A 13,018-nucleotide genomic window follows, 5' to 3' on the forward strand; every position below is an offset into this window, starting at 1 on the left:
GCAGGAAGGGGGAGCAAGGCTATGGTGATGGCTGAGGATAGACAGCCTGCGCCGCCTGCGCCAACAGAGACCGTAAAGATTTTGATTGCTGATCGCGTGGCTCAGGAGGGCATCGATTTTCTACGCACCCATCTGCCAGAGGCCACGATCGATGTGCGTACGGGCCTCTCTCCCGCTGAGCTATGCTCGATCATTGGCGATTATGCCGCCCTCGTCGTGCGCAGTGAGACGCAAGTGACTCGCGAGGTGCTCGCCGCTGGCAAGCGCCTGAAGATTGTGGCCCGCGCCGGGGTGGGCGTGGATAATATCGATTTAGAGACAGCGACACGCCTCGGTATCATGGTGGTGAATTCCCCCCTGGGCAACGTGATCGCTGCTGCCGAGCATACAATCGCGATGTTGCTGGCCCTGGCACGTCATATTCCCGCTGCCGACCGTAGCATGAAGTCCGGTAAGTGGGAGAAGAGCCGCTTTCTGGGCAGCGAGGTCCGCAATAAAGTGCTCGGTATTATTGGCCTGGGCAAGGTCGGTAGCGAGGTAGCAAAGCGCGCCCGCGGCCTGGAGATGGAGGTGATCGCTTTCGATCCCTATGTCTCGGCAGAGCAGGCCAGCAAGCTGGGCGTGCAGATGACGAACCTTGAGGACCTGCTGCGTCGCTCCGACTTCGTCACGCTCCATACGTCGCTGACCACTGGCCCCTCCGGGACGCGCGGTCTGATCGGCGCTCGTGAGCTGAGCCTGATGAAGCCCAGCGCTCGCTTGATTAACTGCGCGCGTGGCGGCATCATCGATGAGGAGGCCTTGTTGCAGGCGCTCAAAGAGCAGCGCCTGGCCGGGGCCGCGCTCGACGTGTTCAGCCAGGAGCCGATCCGCGATCACGCTCTGCTAAGGGAGCTGGTCAGTCACGAGCAGGTAGTGGCCACTCCTCACCTGGGGGCTTCGACCGAGGAGGCTCAGGTCGGCGTGGCTCTCGACGTGGCTGAGCAGATTGTGACCGTCCTACGCGGTGGCTTCCCTCGCGCCGCGGTCAACGCCCCGCTCATTCTGCCTGAGACACTGAAGGTCCTCCAGCCCTATATGACCCTGTTGGAGAAAATGGGGCGCCTCTATACCCAGCTCCAGCCAGGTCCGCTCCATCGCATCGAGCTGTCTTACAGCGGCGAGATTACCGCCTACGATCTGCGTCCGCTCCAGGCTGCTCTCATTAAGGGCTTGCTGGAACCTATCTCAGATGCCCATGTCAACATGATCAATGCTCCTCTGTTAGCGAAGCAACGCGGCCTGGAGATCACGGAGCAGAAGTCGCCTACGGCTAGCGAGTTTGCTAACCTGGTGACGCTGCGCGTGCTCGATGTCAATGGCCGGGCCTCCTTCGCGGGTCAGGGCGAGAGCGAGGCTGAGCATGTCGAGTTGCTCAGTGGTACAGTCATGCATGGGGAGCCGCGTATTGTGCGGGTCGGTCGCTACTGGACGGAGTTTGTGCCCGAGGGTTACATTCTCTTCTGCCGCAATCCCGATCAACCTGGCATGATCGGACGCGTGGGCACCATCCTGGGCAAGGCCGGCGTCAATATCCGCCATATGGATGTCGGACCAATCGAGCGCGCTCCGCGTCCGCGTCACCCCGGCGCCAAACCCGACATCGCTCTGATGATTATCTCGGTCGATGATCCGATCCCCGACTGGGCTCTCGAAGAGATCCGCGCCTCGGGCGATATCTTCGGCTTGACGGTGGTCAACCTCTGAGGAGCAATTCCTACCGCAGGACATTGGGCTTGCTTGCTCGCCTGGATACGCAAGCCCAGGCGCCAAAGGGCAGTCCTTCTCCGCCTCAGCTAGAGCCTTAGAGGCGGGAGGGACTGCCTTCCTTTTCTCTTTCTTCAAATCTATGCTCCTCAGCTCATTGGACTTTGAGCAGTTGGCGCTCGGCCTCCTCACCCTGGCGCGAGTGCTCTTGCAGAAAGCGCCGCTTGAGCTGACGCTGCAGCAGGCGGCTGATGGCCAGCGAGAGCACCATGAGAGCTACTAAGATCAGACAGGCCGGCAGCGTATACTGCTGGATCAGAGCAACCCCCCAACGCCAATGCCTTCCAAGAACCATGCCGAGGCGAATGATCACCACACACCAGAGCAGGGAGCCGAGAAACATGGCCAGGAGGAAGCGCCGGTAACTCAGGCGCGATATGCCCGCCAGAAAGCAGGCAAAGGGACGAACGTAAGGAGTGATCCGCGAGAGGAAGATCATCCAGACCCCCGCACGCTGAAACCAACCCTCTGCCACATTCGCTTTGCCCTCATCAATACGTAGGAATTTCATCAGCCGCACCAGCGCCGGACGCCCTCCCCATTCGCCGATCCAGTAGGCCAAGCAGGCCCCCAGACAGCTCCCCAACAGGGCAGCTCCGGCCAATGGCCAGAAATCCAGATGGCCGAGCGTCACCAGCGCTCCAGTGAGCAGCAAAAGCGTACTGTTGATGACAGGAATTCCGCAGCTTTCTAAAAAGAGAAATAAGGCCACAATACTATAGATAACTATTGGATGAGCCTTGAAAACAATATTGTCGAGCAGGAACTGGATCAGTGTCTCTAGCATGTTGTCCCTTTCTGCTTAGACCAAACCATGCCAGCCAGCTAGCCAGTCAATGTACCCAATGGCAGGAAGCACCCCTCTGTTTTTCTCTCTTCTTCCTGAAGAGTATACAACAGAAGAAGCCATTCCTTACCTATCGTGAAATGGTCCCAAACATGTCTCAAGCCAGGTCTTCATGTCCTCTTTTTACTCCACCCATAAGACGAGCGGGCCATCAATAGAGTTGCAAGCGCTGGCCCGAAGCGGTGAGCTATCTTGCTCTGCAACAAAGTTGGTCTGGCAACGTATCATCTAAGCGAATAGCCTTCTTCGACGCAAGGGGAGCGCGTAGGAGGTCCAGGGGGAAGATTTCTTTGTCTCAGTTGAAGCCAGCGCCTCTGCCTGCGCCTCACCCATCTGCGCCCGTTGGAGCGCCTTTGGTAAGGGGAAGAGCAGCGAACCCAGCGGTTTGAGCGCCAGCGGCCCGGACACCACGCAGTAGTGAGGTCCTCTCGCCTGCTTTGCTCTTCTTTCTTTCTTTTTTGTCTTTTTGCCGGACTGGACTGCTCGCTGTCTTGCTAAGCTATTACTGCAATCGACCAGGCGTCCATACTTTCTTTGACAATTCCGCTCTCAAGAGGAAGAAAGGAGTTCACTGATACATGACCGCCGTCACCCCGGCCTCTAGAGGTCAACGCCTACGGCGGCCTACACGCGCCGAGGCACGCTTTGCTCTGGCTGTTTTGTTAGTGGTTAATATGCTTAACTACGCTGATCGCTATATTCTACCGGCGATTCTCCCCCGCGTCCAGCACGATCTGCAGATCAGCGATTTCGAGGCCGGCCTTCTGAATTCAGCCTTCTTGCTCGTCTATGGACTGACCACCTTGCCGCTGGGTATCTGGGCCGACCGCACGCTACGCAAGAACATCGTCAGTCTCTGTGTCGGCATCTGGAGCCTCGCCACTGCTATTACTGGATTGACCCGAAATTTCATCCAGCTCTTCATTACGCGCTCGGTCCTCGGTATTGGTGAGGCTGGCTATGCGCCCGCTTCGCTCTCGCTGCTGGGTGACTATTTCCCGCGCGCTCAGCGTGGGCGTGTGCTCTCCTACTGGGCAGCGGCAACCCTGATCGGCTCGGCGTTGGGCTTTGTGATCGGCGGTTTGATCGCCGACACACTCGGCTGGCGCTGGGCTTTCTATGTAGTTGGGCTGCCCGGGCTGGTGGTGGCTTTTCTGGCCTGGCGCCTTTATGAGCCTGCGCGCGGTTCGTTCGAGGAGGATGAGACTCAGGGACAATCTGAAGCTTCTTCGTCTGCGTTAGTGGCTGAGGGCCATGCCAGTCTGAGCGGCGATTTCTGGCGCCAAGCCCGAGCTATTTTGCGTATTCCTACCTATTGGGTGCTCCTGGGCGCCCTCATCTGCAGCTTCTTTACCATCGGGGGAACTTCAGCCTGGCTACCAACTTACCTCTTTCTGGATTTCCACCTCACTCTGAGCCAGGCCGGGCTGCTGGCGGGTGCCCTCTTGGTCGGAAGCGGTCTGATCGGTACCGTGCTCGGCGGCCTGCTGGCAGATCGCGCCCAGCGCCGCTTCGCGCAGGGTCGTTTGCTGGTGGCTACGCTGGGCTTCCTGATCGGCGCTCCTCTAGCTCTGTTAGCCCTCCTCTTCCACCAGCTGCTCCTCTTTGTGGCCATGCTCTTTGTGGCCGGCGTGGCGCTCAATTTCTGTACCGGCCCATTGAATGCTGTCATACAGGACGTAGTGCTACCAGAAGTACGCGCCACAGCTCTGGGCCTCGCTCTGCTGCTCGCCCATCTGCTTGGAGATGCCTCAGCTCCTGCTCTGATCGGCTTGCTGAAGGAGCATAGCTCTCTCCACCTTGCTCTGCTCAGTACCGCCCCCAGTGCTCTGCTCCTGGCTGGCTTGATCTGCCTTCTGGGCCTGCGAACGGTAGCCCGCGATATGCAGCAGATGCAGCGCGCTCTGGAGGAGCGCCGCCAACAGGGAGCGGAGACCAGGTAAGGACCGCTCCCTCCGGGAGTGGCAGGGAGAAGGTAGACGGTGCAGGAATCGGTCACTGAGGAGAACTGGCAGGGGCGGAAAGCAGAAAAAGGAACGCCCCGCAATGCGGGGCGTTCTCAGAAAGCTGGAGCGGGCTACGGGATTTGAACCCGTGATCTCAACTTTGGGAAAGTTGCATGTTACCGCTACACCAAGCCCGCCTTTCACTCTTGACGGCATTTATTATAGCCCCCACTCTCGCAAATGTCAAGAGGGCAAGGGGGAATATACTGGCATTGCGCCCCAGGTTGACGGGAACCAGCAGCTTCGTTTGTGATATCATGTCGACGGCAATAGCTTTGACGTCCGGCGGCGCAACACTACCCCACCCGGCAGGCAAGAGAAGTAACACCGCGTAGGGCGCAAGGCCATCAGTAATAGCGGGAACGAGAGGTTAGTAAGCGCACGATCACCAGGGACTTCCTTATCAGGAAGCAGCACGAGAGGAGGCAGTCATGGGCTTGCTTTCACGTCTGGCTTTGCTGCTGCGCATCCGCAGCAAGGCCGCCCTTGAGCGAGCGGAGGACCCGGTGCAGGTGCTCGATTATTCCTATCAGAAACAAGTGGAGCAGCTTCAACAGCTCCGCCGCGCCGTCGCCGACGTGGCTACCAGCGAGAGACGCCTGGAGCTTCAACAAGCAGAGCTGCAGCGCCAGACCGAGCGCTATGAGCAGCAGGCTTTTTATGCACTTCGCGCTAATCGTGAGGATCTGGCACGTTCGATCTTACAGCGTCGCGAGCTGTTGCTTGATCAGCTCAATAGCTACGAGCAACAGCTTGGGCAGGTGCGCGCGCAAAAGGAGCAGTTGATTGAACTGGAGCAGCAATTGAGAATGCGGGTCGAGGCTTTTCGCTCGCAGAAAGAGGTCTTGAAGGCCCGCTATAGCGCCGCTCAGGCCCAGGCCCGTATCGAGGAGGCCCTCACAGGACTGAGCACGGAGATGACGGAAATGCGTCTCGCTCTGGAGCGCGCCCAGGAGAAGATCTTGACCGCGGAGGCCCGCGCCAGCGCTTTACACTCGCTCCTCGAACAGGGCACGCTGGACAGCCCCCTCTCTCCTCCGCTTCTACCCGCTGACGGCGATCCCCTCGACCGTGAGCTGGCCCGCCTCGATCAGGACGAGCAAATAGAGCAACAACTCCAGCTTCTTAAGCAGCGGCTCTTGCTAGACAGGCCGACCTCGGAAGGGCAAGGCCATCTCCCTCCAGCGGAAACGTAAGTGTTCTCAGCAGGTCCCAGCCTGCTGCCCTGCGCTGCAGGTCACAGCGCAGGTAACCAGGACCCAACCCTCCTCGCGCTTTGGGGGAAACCTGCCCTGCCTCCTCAGCTTCCGAGGACCTGGCCTTCGTTTCCTCTTCGCTGTGGTCCGCCCGGCCTCCATTGCCCTATCGACTAGCCGCCGTTGCGCTCTTCATTCCAGAAGAGAAACGGCCAGGGGAAGAGGCAACTATTGCTTAGATCTAGCTGCTTTTCTTCTCCTTGGCCTTGCGTGCCTTATAGTAGGAGCGTGGCTTGGGTCGGCGCGTTGTATCCTCATACGCCGGTGGCGCCGCTTCTTCACGAGCCATCAGATCGACCTCGGAGTGCTCTCCCATGAGCTCCTGTAGATCGTTATAGATATCGTAATTATCGATGACATCAGGCATGCGCAGCATGTGTCTTAAGACCTGCATCTGCGAGATCTGGGTCCGGTCATACCTGGTGGGTTCGGCTCGCTTGAGCAGTTTTTCTACCAGGGCAATGCTGTCTTCATGGGCCCCGATGTTGTTCAGGCGCTCATGAATGACCTGCAATTGTTCGTATAAGTTCATGAATGCCTACTCTCTTTCTAGGGTAGCGGCTACCGCTTGCCGTTCATCACCCTCTATTATATGTTACTTGAATAGGTTGAGGGGTCATTCATCTTCCCCAGAGGACAGAGGAGCGGCTGCCGCCTCTCCCTCCCTACTACCACCACCCAGTCTACCAGCCGGACGGGATGCCGCCCGCTGAGGGCCATCGGCGAGTCGAGGCCCCAGGAGGCAGGTCACCCAGGGGGTCAGGCGACACACCCGAAAAAAGAGCAGAGACGAGGCGCGAGGAAGGAGGAAGAAGATGGGCGCTGAACGCTCTTCCTTGAGCGTCTTGAGCGGCGCGACGGCGAGCCGCTCGAGTGCGTGGGCTGGAAGCCCCTCACCAGCCCATTCATCGATCACTCCTCAGCCAGCTACTTATCTTTACCGTACCACTACTCCACGATGATTCTGGTGATTGCGACGCGCCCTCCAGGCGCGCCGTGGGGGATCAACCAGCCAGCTCCAGGCACACTGAGCCACATAGACCCCCAGTGGCAAGCGCGGCGTCGGTACCTCTTGACCGCCAGGTGTGGCCCGCCGCAGGAGAATAGCCTGACGCAGTTCCTCCGCGCTCTGCCCAGGAAAGAGGGTATAGGCTACGCCAATGTGCTGCCAGAAATGGGCATCGCTGCCACCCACCTCGGCAAGCTGCCACTCCTGGTTAGCCAGGCGCACCATATGGCGTTGCGAGGCATTGGCTGGCGAGGGATTGTACATTTCCAGGGCATCGATACAGTAGCCCTTGCTAAGCAATTCTTCGATCCTGGCCCGACTCAGGCTAGGCACCAGGCGTCCGAAGGGGTGGGGCACGACAACCAGCCCTCCCTGGGCCTTGATTTCATCAATGGCCTCTTCCGCCGGTCGCTGGGCACGAGGGGGCTTATCCACAAAGAGGCCTAGAAGATGGCCATCACGCGTGGTAACCTCAACCCCGATTACCAGCTCCAGAGGCGTCGCTGCCTCCTGGCCGTCGCCGTCTGGACCGAGCGCCTGCTCCCTGGCAAGCAACTCGGCCACGCGCCAGGCTCCCTCGAGATGGTCGTGATCAGTAATGGCGATGAGACGCAGACCACGACGCCGCGCCTCCTTGATGACCTGAGCCGGACTGGCCCAACCGTCACCAAGGTTCGTATGCATATGAATATCGGCACGACTATATCCAGCAGCAGTCATTAAGGTCATGGTGCCGGCTGGGCTCGTCTGATGATCAGAGGCTGTCGCAAAAGAGAGTTCCTTCGTCACCTACAACTCACTCCTTGTTACACTCTTCCTCAGAATAGAGCGGCAGCGCGATGTAGAAGGTCGAGCCTTCGCCCGTGATCCCCTCGCTCTCCATCCAGATCGAGCCTCCCATCGCCTCGGTCAGCTGACGACAGAGATATAGCCCTAACCCTGCACCGCGCTGCATACTGTTGAGAGCGTTGGGTAGGCGCATAAACCTGGTAAAGAGACGCGCCTGATCTGCTCGCGAGATCCCTGGTCCCCAGTCACGCACCGCAATCAACGCAAAAGCGTCCGACGGCGGCCTGGCCGGACAGCGCTGCCCCGCCAAAGAGAGGAGGCCAGAGAGTTCTTCCCAGCTCAGGCGCCGCGCATGAATGGCAACAGGCGACCCCACTGGGGTATATTTGAGCGCATTACCAACGATGTTGAGGAGGATTTGACGCAGCCGCAGATCATCAGCCCACACCTGTAGATCCTCGGGTACTTCAATGTACATGCTCCGCTCCTCACGCACCAGGATCGGCTCCAGAATCTCCAGGATCAGCATGACAGGACGAACAACCTGCACTGGCTCCATCTTAAGCATGACACGATCCTGGTCAATGCGGCTGGCATCCATCACATTGCCAAGCAGCAGGACTAGCTCCTCACAAGCCCGGCGCGCATTGTTGACGAAACGCGCTTTGGCCTCTTCATCCAGGGATTCCCCAAAGTCTCCGAGGAGTTCTAGATACCCCTGGATGGCCGTCAGCGGGGTGCGCAGCTCGTGTGAGGCAGTCATCAGGAAGTGATTCTTGAGGCGCTCGGATTCCTGCGCTTGCTTGAGAGCTTCACGCAATTCTGTATAGAGCTGCGCGTTGTTCATGGCTATGGCCGCCTGAATGCCAATCTCTTTCAGCAGCTCCAGATGCCTCCAGGTGTAGGCATGAGGACGATAGGACTGCACAGAGAGAAGCCCCAGGACTTTTTCTCCATAGCGCAGCGGGACAAACAGTATCGATTCCGCCGGTCGGTTATTGCCAAGCAGATTCGCTCCCTCGCCACTCGCTGTGAGGCCGGCAAATTCGAGAAATTCATGACTGGTCGTTATGAGTCGACCAACCGGCTCGTGAAAGAGGATATCGTGCGTCTGTGGTAGAATGAGGCCAAACTCGACCGCTGGATACCTGACCCCATCATCGATTAAGAACTCCATCACCAGCTTCTCACCCTCGGCATCGCGCACATAGCGGGCAATATAAAAGGCATCAACGGGCATCATGGGCGCTACTTGCTCATAGATGGTCTGGTAAATGCTCTGCAAGTCCCCGGGGTCTTCTGGGGCCGAGAGCGCTCTCCCAATCTTCACGAGAGCCGCCCGCTCTTCACTGTGCCGCTTCAGCTCTTCGTAAAGCCTCGTACCTTCGATGACAATCGCTGCCTGGTTGGCAAACAATTCGAATAGCTCCAGAATCTCCAGCGTTGGGCGCAGACCGTTGAGGGGTGAATCGGGGGTAAGGAAGCCCAGAAGAGAGTTATCGGCGCCGCGCAGAGGCACGATCAGCAAGTCTTCAACCTGCCACTCAGGGCCCAGGTCCGGCTCGCTTAGCGGGGTGGAATCCAGGGGCACAGCCTCAACGCGATCATCGACAATGATGAAGAAGCTCGCGAGAGTCGCGTCGCGCCAAATGGGGTCGCCTTTGGGGACAAAATAGGAGTTACCGATGCGATAGCGCTCGCAGATCAGCTTGTTGAGCGCCTCTTCGGGCAACGGGTGCTCGATCAGGTAGCGATGCTGCTCCGGCGAGAGGCCAGCCGAGGCCCTCGCCTCAAAAAAACCGGCCCCGTTGTTGAGATAGAGCGCCGAATAGCGAAAACGCAGCGCCTTACAGGCAGCTTCCGATACACGCTGGAGCAGCGTATCGGTATCCATTCCCAGGCGTAATGAGGCACCGATATCAATAATATGACGGAGCAGCTCCCGCTGCTGTTGCTCTAAGCTGTTCTCCTGCTGCCTGGTTGATCGCTGTTTCACACGATGCATTCCCCTCTTCATGCCTGAAGACGAGATGAGACCCGCGAGTCAAGCTCATTATAGCACAGTCTCAGCAGCTTCTTACAAATACAGGACTCAGCTCGCTCCAGAGGCCGTTCGCTGCCTCCGCCTCTGGCGGCAACGGCTCCTCTGGCCGATCGAGAGTGGCTTGGCGGGACGGGCTTGCCTTTCTGGCTGAGAGACAGTATGATAGACGGGGGCCAGGATGACAACACCAGCCGTCAGGCAGTCGTGAAGGAAGGCTTCAAGACCTGAGAAGGACAGCTTTTTCTCTTTCTCTTGGCCGAGACTCGTTTATGCAGATCGCCAGTCCCGCTAATCCACGCATTAAAGCGATCCGTGCCCTGCGTCAGCGCCATGAGCGCGAGCGCAGTGGCCGCTTCTTCATCGAAGGCATTCGCCTTGTGGCGGAGGCGCTCCAGATGGAGGCTCCTGTTGAGACGCTGGTAGTGGCGCCCTCCCTGCTGCGCAGTGACTTTGCCCGTTCCCTGGTGGCGCAGGCCCAGGCGGCAGCTATTCCCGTACTGGAGGTGAGCGAGGCGGTTTTCAACAGCCTCTCGCAGAAGGAGGGTCCCCAGGGTCTGGCTGCCGTCGTCCGTCAGCGCTGGCAGCGCCTGGAAGAGCTACGTCCAGCTCCTGGCGACTACTGGGTAGCGCTGCATGCCGCTCAGGACCCAGGCAACATCGGGACAATCTTGCGCACCGCTGATGCGGCTGGCGCCCGAGGGGTGATGCTGCTCGATCACTGCGCCGATCCCCACGACCCGAATGCCGTCCGCGCCAGCATGGGTGCCCTCTTTGCTCAGAGGATTATTCGCGCCAGTTTGGCAGAGTTCTGGCGCTGGAAGAAGCAAACAGGCTGCACAGTGGTCGGTACCTCTGGGGCGGCTGCAACTGACTATCGCTCTCTACGCTATCCGCTGCCCCTGGTCCTGCTGATGGGTAGCGAGCGCGAAGGCCTCTCTCCCTCTGAGCAGGCTAGCTGCGACGTCATGGTCAGCATCGCTATGACGGGCCGCAGCGATTCGCTCAACCTGGCGGTCGCCACGGCCCTGGTGCTCTACGAGGTCTTCTATCAGCGCCGTTTCTCGCCCAACCTCAGTTAGTTAGCTCCTGACGGCCTCCTCCGGCTCGTCGAAAGACTGAGGCGCTTCGGCGACCGGCTCGATAGTAACGAGCGTAGAGTGGAAGGTGCTGCCGCCATTGAAGTCTGCCAGACGATCGGAGGTCAGCCAGTTGATATTGCGTCCATCGGGACTGAAGCGCGGCCACCAGACGGAGCTGGCCGCCAGCACGCCGGGACGCACCTCACCGCTTACCTCGGCAAAGACCAGGCAGCTCCCGCGTTCGTTCGAGAGGCGCACCAGCTGCCCATCTCGAATGCCACGCGCTCGGGCCTCGTCAGGATGCAGACGCACGCTGGGGCGGCCTTCTTTACGACGTAAAGTTGCCACATTGCCGAAACTGGAGCTGATGAAGTGATGCGCTCCCGGCGAGACCAGCACGAGGCGCTCACGCTGGCCGTTTGAGTCAGCAGTAAACGGCGATTCGACGTCGGGCACCCAATCGGGCAAGGGATCATAACCCAGGTCTGCCGCTTGCTGCGAGTAAAACTCGACTTTGCCGGAAGGGGTGCCAAAGCGTCCATCGGCGAAGGGAATACGTCGCTCTTCGGGGATGGCCAGCGCCACCCACCCTTCTCGCTGGAGGCGCTCCAGAGTGATGTCCTTCAGGAGCGGAGAGCGTGCCGCCGTGGCTTCCAGCACTCCCCGAATGACAGCTTCAGCGTCTTCTTGCAGCCAGGATTCTGTAAAGCCCATCGCCTGCGCCAGCCCACGCATGACATCCCAGTTGCTCCGCGCCTCTCCCAGCGGCGCAATGGCCTGAGCATTGTATTGCAGTGCGAGATGGCCATAGGCTTTGTGGAGATCGGTCTGCTCAAGCTGGCTGGTCGCTGGCAGCAAGATGTCGGCGTAGCGCGCCGTATCGGTTTCAAACAGGTCGTGAACCACGACAAAGAGGTCATCGCGCTGGAGGCCCTCGACGATCTTACCAGCGTTGGGAGCGGAGGCCACCGGGTTGGCGTTGTAGACATAGAGGGCATAGATGGGTGGATCAGCCTCACCAGTGAGCAAGGCCCCCAGCCGATTCATGTTGAGGACGCGCGGAGCCGGCGGACAGGCCGGATCGTGCTCGTGTTTGACCGCTTCAGCATCCCACTGCAGCCAATCACTGGTGCTGTACATGACCCCTCCGCCAGCCAGCCCATACTGGCCGGTCAGGGCGGGGAGACAGAGCAACGCGCGAACCGTCTGCCCCCCATTCGTGTGACGATTGATTCCGTCGGTCACACGCAGCATAGCGGGCGTGGTAGTAGCATAGGCCACGGCTAGCTCGGTGATGGTCTCAACCGACAGACCGGTGATCGCCGCCGCTCGCTCAGGCGGATAACGCATGATGCGCTCACGTAGCTGCTCCCAGCCGACAGTATGGGCCTCGATCCAGGCCTGATTATGTAGGCCACGGTTCACAATGACGTGCATCATGGCCAGAGCCAGAGCTGCATCGGTACCAGGATACGGCTGGATGTGCAGATCGGCAGAACGCGCCGTCAGCGTGCGCACGGGATCAATGACGATGACCCGCGTCCCCTGGCGCTGCGCCTGACGCAGGAAAGGCATGATGTGCGGGGCAGTACTCGCCGGATTGCTGCCCCAAATGAGGACCAGCCGGCTCTGCAGCAACATCTCTGGAGAAGGAGCCAGACGCCAGCCAAGAGTGAGACGCACCGCCTCCTCGGCAGCATAACCGCAGATGGCCCGCTTGAGCCGTGAGGCCCCAAGGCGATTCCAGAAGCGCGAGTCGGCCACCGCCCCGTTGACTAATCCCAGCGTACCAGCGTAGCTGTAAGGCAAGATGCACTGGGCACCGTGCTCAGTGATGATACGTTGCCAGCGCTCGCTGATCTCAGCAAAAGCTTCCTCCCAGCTGATGCGACTGAAGGAGCCGCTGCCCTTGGGTCCCTTACGACGCTGCGGATAGCGCAAGCGCTCGGGGTGATAGACGCGCTCCAGATAGCGGTTTACCTTGGCGCAGAGCCAGCCACGAGTAATCGGGTGATTGGCTCGCCCGCGGAGACTCAGCGCCCTTCCCTGCTCGTCGACCAGGGTCTCTAAAGCACATCCGTCAGGACAGTCATGAGGACAGGCGCCGTAGACCAGCCGGACAGCGGCTGAGGTCGCCTGCTTTCCCTCTTCAGAAGAAGATGTGACCATGCGGAACAAGCTC

9 protein-coding genes and 1 tRNA gene are annotated in these 13,018 nt (G+C 59.5%); 4 read left to right on the forward strand and 6 right to left on the reverse strand.

All coding sequences use genetic code 11. The annotated features are described in order from the left end of the window. Positions 1-21 precede the first annotated feature (21 nt). Positions 22-1,746, forward strand: a complete 1,725-nt coding sequence (gene serA, locus A4R35_RS07645; RefSeq protein ID WP_112428089.1) for a phosphoglycerate dehydrogenase — start codon at positions 22-24, stop codon at positions 1,744-1,746. Between the two features lie 154 nt (positions 1,747-1,900). Here the strand turns inward: serA and A4R35_RS07650 are convergent, their stop codons facing one another. Continuing rightward, the gene (locus A4R35_RS07650; RefSeq protein ID WP_112428091.1) at positions 1,901-2,593 is read right to left on the reverse strand and encodes a DedA family protein; all 693 of its coding nucleotides are present in this window, start codon (positions 2,591-2,593) and stop codon (positions 1,901-1,903) included. A gap of 638 nt (positions 2,594-3,231) precedes the next feature. Here A4R35_RS07650 and A4R35_RS07655 point away from each other — a divergent pair. Next, complete coding sequence (locus A4R35_RS07655) at positions 3,232-4,596, forward strand: spinster family MFS transporter (RefSeq protein ID WP_112428093.1); 1,365 nt, start codon at positions 3,232-3,234, stop codon at positions 4,594-4,596. Between the two features lie 125 nt (positions 4,597-4,721). Here the strand turns inward: A4R35_RS07655 and A4R35_RS07660 are convergent. Beyond that, positions 4,722-4,796, reverse strand: a tRNA-Gly gene (locus A4R35_RS07660). Between the two features lie 294 nt (positions 4,797-5,090). On the opposite strand from A4R35_RS07660, the gene A4R35_RS07665 reads away from it, so the two are divergent. Further along, entirely contained in the window at positions 5,091-5,855 is a 765-nt protein-coding gene (locus tag A4R35_RS07665) for a PspA/IM30 family protein (RefSeq protein ID WP_112428095.1), read from the forward strand. 241 nt (positions 5,856-6,096) lie between these two features. Here the strand turns inward: A4R35_RS07665 and A4R35_RS07670 are convergent, their stop codons facing one another. From A4R35_RS07670 to A4R35_RS07680, 3 genes are all read right to left on the reverse strand, one after another. Further along, positions 6,097-6,447: a hypothetical protein gene (locus tag A4R35_RS07670; RefSeq protein ID WP_112428097.1), complete on the reverse strand. Its 351-nt coding sequence runs from the start codon at positions 6,445-6,447 to the stop codon at positions 6,097-6,099. Between the two features lie 405 nt (positions 6,448-6,852). Next, complete coding sequence (locus A4R35_RS07675) at positions 6,853-7,713, reverse strand: CehA/McbA family metallohydrolase (RefSeq protein ID WP_112428099.1); 861 nt, start codon at positions 7,711-7,713, stop codon at positions 6,853-6,855. Between the two features lie 7 nt (positions 7,714-7,720). Then, on the reverse strand, positions 7,721-9,709 hold the full coding sequence (locus A4R35_RS07680; RefSeq protein WP_189361499.1) for a sensor histidine kinase: 1,989 nt from the start codon (positions 9,707-9,709) through the stop codon (positions 7,721-7,723). Positions 9,710-10,026: 317 nt separating this feature from the next. On the opposite strand from A4R35_RS07680, the gene A4R35_RS07685 reads away from it, so the two are divergent. Next, entirely contained in the window at positions 10,027-10,836 is an 810-nt protein-coding gene (locus A4R35_RS07685; RefSeq protein ID WP_112428103.1) for a TrmH family RNA methyltransferase, read from the forward strand. On the opposite strand, the gene A4R35_RS07690 is transcribed toward A4R35_RS07685, so the two are convergent. Then, a complete protein-coding gene (locus A4R35_RS07690; RefSeq protein WP_112428105.1) occupies positions 10,837-13,005 on the reverse strand; it encodes a molybdopterin-containing oxidoreductase family protein in 2,169 nt (722 codons plus the stop codon). Positions 13,006-13,018 lie beyond the last annotated feature (13 nt).

This window comes from Thermogemmatispora tikiterensis, assembly GCF_003268475.1.
Taxonomy (GTDB): domain Bacteria; phylum Chloroflexota; class Ktedonobacteria; order Ktedonobacterales; family Ktedonobacteraceae; genus Thermogemmatispora; species Thermogemmatispora tikiterensis.

What these genes read in the sequence shown, in the direction of transcription:
- serA (WP_112428089.1), top strand. Translation starts at nt 22, where the DNA reads ATGGTGATGGCTGAGGATAGACAGCCTGCGCCGCCTGCGCCAACAGAG.
- A4R35_RS07650 (WP_112428091.1), bottom strand. Translation starts at nt 2,593, where the DNA reads ATGCTAGAGACACTGATCCAGTTCCTGCTCGACAATATTGTTTTCAAG.
- A4R35_RS07655 (WP_112428093.1), top strand. Translation starts at nt 3,232, where the DNA reads ATGACCGCCGTCACCCCGGCCTCTAGAGGTCAACGCCTACGGCGGCCT.
- A4R35_RS07665 (WP_112428095.1), top strand. Translation starts at nt 5,091, where the DNA reads ATGGGCTTGCTTTCACGTCTGGCTTTGCTGCTGCGCATCCGCAGCAAG.
- A4R35_RS07670 (WP_112428097.1), bottom strand. Translation starts at nt 6,447, where the DNA reads ATGAACTTATACGAACAATTGCAGGTCATTCATGAGCGCCTGAACAAC.
- A4R35_RS07685 (WP_112428103.1), top strand. Translation starts at nt 10,027, where the DNA reads ATGCAGATCGCCAGTCCCGCTAATCCACGCATTAAAGCGATCCGTGCC.
- A4R35_RS07690 (WP_112428105.1), bottom strand. Translation starts at nt 13,005, where the DNA reads ATGGTCACATCTTCTTCTGAAGAGGGAAAGCAGGCGACCTCAGCCGCT.